Here is a 4,436-nt window from a genome sequence, read left to right as displayed (position 1 = left end):
ACAATCCAAAAACAATTGAGAGGCTAGGACTTTTGTCCCACTCTCTTTTTTTACTGCAAGGAAGGCTCGTGGAGTCTAGGCAACTGTTAGTCTCTAGCATTAAAAGGAAAAAAATGTAAAAAAGGCTTGACAAAGCAAATGATTAGCAGTATTATTAACTAGTTAATTAACTGATTAATAAACTAGTTAACGAAAATGAAAAAGAGGTGAAGGATGAATTGGAGAAGAATGAAGGTTCTGGGACTCTTGTTTCTCGGTTTCTTTCTGCTGACAGCTTGTGGAAGTCAAGGAAATGCGGGCAAGCCCCCTTCTAAAAAAGGTCTTAAAATTGTCACGAGTTTTTATCCTATCTATGCCCTGGTCAAGGAAATCTCTGGCGATCAAAATGACATCTGGATGGTTCAGTCAGGTGCAGGGATCCATGATTATGAACCCTCAACCAAGGAAGTAGCCCAGATCTATGATGCGGATGTATTTGTCTATCATTCTCAGACCCTGGAATCTTGGGCCGGTCGCTTAGATCCTAATCTTCAAGGTTCCAAGTTGCGAGTGATCGAAGGTAGCCAAGGAATGACCCTTGATAAGGTGGCTGGATTAGAGGATGTCGAGGCTGGTCAGGGAAAAGAAGCCAAGCACTTGTATGATCCGCATACTTGGTTGGATCCTGTAAAAATCGCAGAGGAAGGAAAGATCATCGCCCAACGTTTGGGAGAGATCGATCCAAAGAACAAGGAACTCTATCAGGCCAATGCTCAAAAGCTTGAAAAGCGCTGTGAGGAACTAGTAGCTCACTACCAGCCTCTCTTTGACAAGGCCAAGCAAAAGACTTTTGTGACCCAGCATACGGCCTTTTCTTATCTGGCCAAACGCTTTGGTCTCAAGCAGTTAGGGATTGCAGGGATTTCCCCAGAGCAAGAACCGACCGCTCGGCAATTGGCCGAGATCCAGCAGTTTGTCAAAGACTACAAGGTGAAAACGATCTTTGTGGAAAAGCACACGTCGTCAAAGGTGGCAGATAGTATCGCTAAGGCAACAGGGGCGCGTGTCAAGGTCTTGGATCCACTGGAAGCCGATCCACAAAACGATAAGGATCTATTAGAAAATTTAGAAGAAAATATGGCGACTTTAGCCAAGGAATTAGAGGAGTAAATCAAGAATGAAGAAAAAGGGAACGATTGGAATTGTAGCGACCTTGGGGCTAGGACTCTGTGCCTACGCGCTCAGTCAGCAACCACAAGTCAAGGAAGAGAAAAAGAATCAGATTCAGTATTTGCAAGCGGACAAGAAATCGTCATCGTCTGCCTCCAGTAAAAAGGAAGACAGCATCGAAGCGGTCAATGCCAAGGAAAAGACCCAGGCAGAGCAGATTGTCATCAAGATTACAGATGAAGGCTTTGTCACTTCTCATGGGGATCATTTTCATTACTACAGCGGCAAGGTCCCATTTGATGCCATCTTTAGTGAAGAGTTGATTTTGCGGGATCCAACTTATCAGCTGCAAGAAGCAGATATCGTGAGCAAGGTCAAGGATGGCTATATCATCAAACGCGCTGGGAAATACTATCTCTACTTAAAGGATGCCCAACATACAGTTAATGTGCGCTCGATCGAAGAGATCGCCCAACAACAAAAGGGAGGCACCAAAGAAGAAGGAGAGACGGGATCGGTGCAAGCTAGCTCCTCGCACAAGGCAGGCAAGACCCGTGACTTCCGTCAACCGAGTCAAGCGCTGAAAGAAGGTAAGACTCTTGAGATGTTGACGGCTAAGAACCATACAGGTGGTGGCTACCGTACGGACGATGGTTATGTCTTTAGCCCTGGAGATGTTATTTCAGATACAGGGGACGGCTTTATTGTGCCCCATGGAGGCCATTTCCATTATATTCCAAAGAGTGCCTTATCTGCTGGAGAGTTAGCAGCAGCCCTCTCCGTCTTAGGTGGTCAAGCCGGCCATCAGGCTGGGAACTCACGCCTAGCTGGAGCAAGCACAGAGCAAGGTACTCCAGATCAAGTCTCTCCAAGCCTTGGGAAGCAAGCGAGCAACCAGCCGTCATCCAGTCCAACCAATACACAGACAACCCCAACGACGTCTAAACCAGCTACCTCTAAACCGAGTCCAACCCTGACCAACTTGATCGAAGAATTGCAGAAAACACCTCTGTCTTCTCGTCATGTGGAGTCTGATGGTTCTGTCTTTGATCCAAGTAAGATTACCAAGTGGACCGATCAAGGAATTGTCTACCCTCACGGGGATCATTTCCACTTTATCCCATACAGCTCTCTATCGCCTTTAGAGCGTGAGTTGGCGCGGCAATTCCAATTGCTTCGTGCTCAAGGAACTGGTAGTTCAACAGAAGGAAGTCCAAGCTTGCCTTCAAATCCAAGCACAAGACCAGTTGATCCTGATCATGAGCATGGAAATAGTCATGATCACGAAGAGGAGCACGATCACGGCTTCCACGCTGACAAGGTCATCAGCAAGGACGAGGAAGGCTATATGGTCGCTCATGGCAACCATGCCCATTATTTCTATAAAAAGGACCTCTCTCCTCAAGAGATTGCGGCAGCAGAGGCAACTCTAGCTGGTAAGAAGGAAGAGGACAAGGGTCAGCCCCTGACAGATGACGTTGCGACCTATTCTCGTGATGCCTCAGATGAGGAAAAGATCCAGTACATCAGTAAGACCTACGGTGTCCCTCGCGAGGCCATTAAGATTTCCAATGGTTTCTTTGTCTTTAACAATCCAGACCAAGAATATGATCCGACCCACATCCATCCTTATGCCGTTCGGAAGGAACATGTCCGCATCCCACTTGAAACTGGCAATCCTGAACTAGACTTTATCAATGAACTCTATGCAACAGCGCTTCGTTCAGGGATTTCTCCTTATAGCCTCCAGATTGAAAATGGTCAGTTTGTTATCCCGCATGGCGATCACAACCACTACATCAAGGTACGTTCAGCAGGACTAGCAGACTACTTAGCCCACCGTCTTCCAACAATCCAATCTCCTTACAAAAAAGGAGACTTGGACAAAAAAGCAGTAGAGGAAAAGGTCAACCAGCTCTTAGCAGAAAGCCGGACTCTCTATGCTTCTGATCCATTGCAACAAAGACGGATTGAGCTCATCTTGGGCCACTTCTTGGAAAATGTCAAGAGTTTCCCAAGTAACTCAACAGAGGGCTATCTGGCCAGTCTCAAACAGGTTGATGCGCAGTACATTCATGCGACTCAAGCGGTCAAGCCAAAAGAAGAGACAGCCTTGGACCGTCGTTACCAAGAATTGCTGGAACAAGTGCGCTTGCTAGACACAGAAGCCTTCCAATTGAAGAAGGAAGAGTTGGTCTCTCAACTGCAGGAAGCCTATGCTGCCAAGGACAGTAAGCGTCTAGAGCAGGAAGGGAAGCTATTAGAAGCTGTTCAGGAGATGCAAGATCGGACGGGTGTGACATCGGTCGATTACCTCAAGTATTTCTACCAAAGCTTGAGCGATGCGCGCTTGACACCAGAACTCCGCACTAAGGCAGCAGATCTAGCCTTGAAGCTCTACCGAGCTCAAGCCTTTGAAGAAGCTTGGGATTCCAAGTCTCACTTTATGGAGCTCTACCAAACTAAGCAAGCTATTGACCAGCTTTTCTCCCAAGATAAAGGCCAAACCTATCCTATTGAAAAAACAGTTTTGGATCAAAAAGGAAGTCAAACTCCATCCTACAACGTAGCGGTTTATGATTTCCTCAAGGGCTTATATGGAGAGTTGGATAAGGCAACAGAAGCCCGTCAACAGAACAAGATTTTGACAGCCCTCTTAGAGCAAATCCAGTCGCTCTTGCCACAAGTCGAAGACCAAGGTAAACGAACGGCTTTTGAAACAGGCTTGGCTCAACTTGGAAAAGAATCTGATCCAGACAAGGCTATTTCAAGTGGGGAAGCACTTCTACGCGAAATCAGTGATACCATTGAAAAGCAAAAACAAAAGAAAACCGAAGAACCTCAAATTGGGGATGTCGCGCTTTATCAACAGCTCTATAACCAATTGATGGCCTTGCACCAACAATTGCAGGACAAGGGAGCTAGTGATGCTGTATTTGATCGCTTAGAAGCTCTCTTTGACCAATTGTCTAATCCAAAGAGTGATAAAGCAGCCTTACTACAGGCCATCCAAGCCTTCCAGGCAGAATTAGCTGCAGCCCCATCTGCAAGCGAAGCGGGCAAACCAGCTTCCACAGCTGAAACGCCTGTCGCTACAGAGACTCCAGCAGCAACAGAAGCAGCAGCTTCAGAAGGGAACAAGCCTGCCACAACTGAGACAGAAACAGAGCCTGCAAGCGCAGCTGTAACAGAAGCAAGCACGCCAGATGCTCCATCTCCTCAGAACCAATAGAAAATAGAAAAGAGAGTGGGACAGAAATCGGTAATTCGTTAGAATTCGATTTCGT

At 46.7% G+C, this 4,436-nt stretch carries 2 protein-coding genes; both read left to right on the top strand.

The features are described 5' to 3' along the window. The first annotated feature begins 213 nt into the window (after positions 1-213). Positions 214-1,149 (top strand): metal ABC transporter solute-binding protein, Zn/Mn family, encoded by a 936-nt coding sequence (locus ADG03_RS00810; RefSeq protein ID WP_023917495.1) that lies wholly within the window; start codon positions 214-216, stop codon positions 1,147-1,149. 7 nt (positions 1,150-1,156) lie between these two features. Next, entirely contained in the window at positions 1,157-4,381 is a 3,225-nt protein-coding gene (locus ADG03_RS00805; RefSeq protein WP_049471820.1) for a pneumococcal-type histidine triad protein, read from the top strand. Positions 4,382-4,436: the final 55 nt, after the last annotated feature.

This window comes from Streptococcus parasanguinis (assembly GCF_001069785.1).
Lineage (GTDB): Bacteria > Bacillota > Bacilli > Lactobacillales > Streptococcaceae > Streptococcus > Streptococcus parasanguinis_T.
Note: the sequence above shows the minus strand (reverse complement) of the source record. Positions and strands in the feature narration are given on the sequence as shown.

Coding starts and splice junctions, on each gene's coding strand:
- ADG03_RS00810 (WP_023917495.1), top strand. CDS start 214: ATGAATTGGAGAAGAATGAAGGTTCTGGGACTCTTGTTTCTCGGTTTC.
- ADG03_RS00805 (WP_049471820.1), top strand. CDS start 1,157: ATGAAGAAAAAGGGAACGATTGGAATTGTAGCGACCTTGGGGCTAGGA.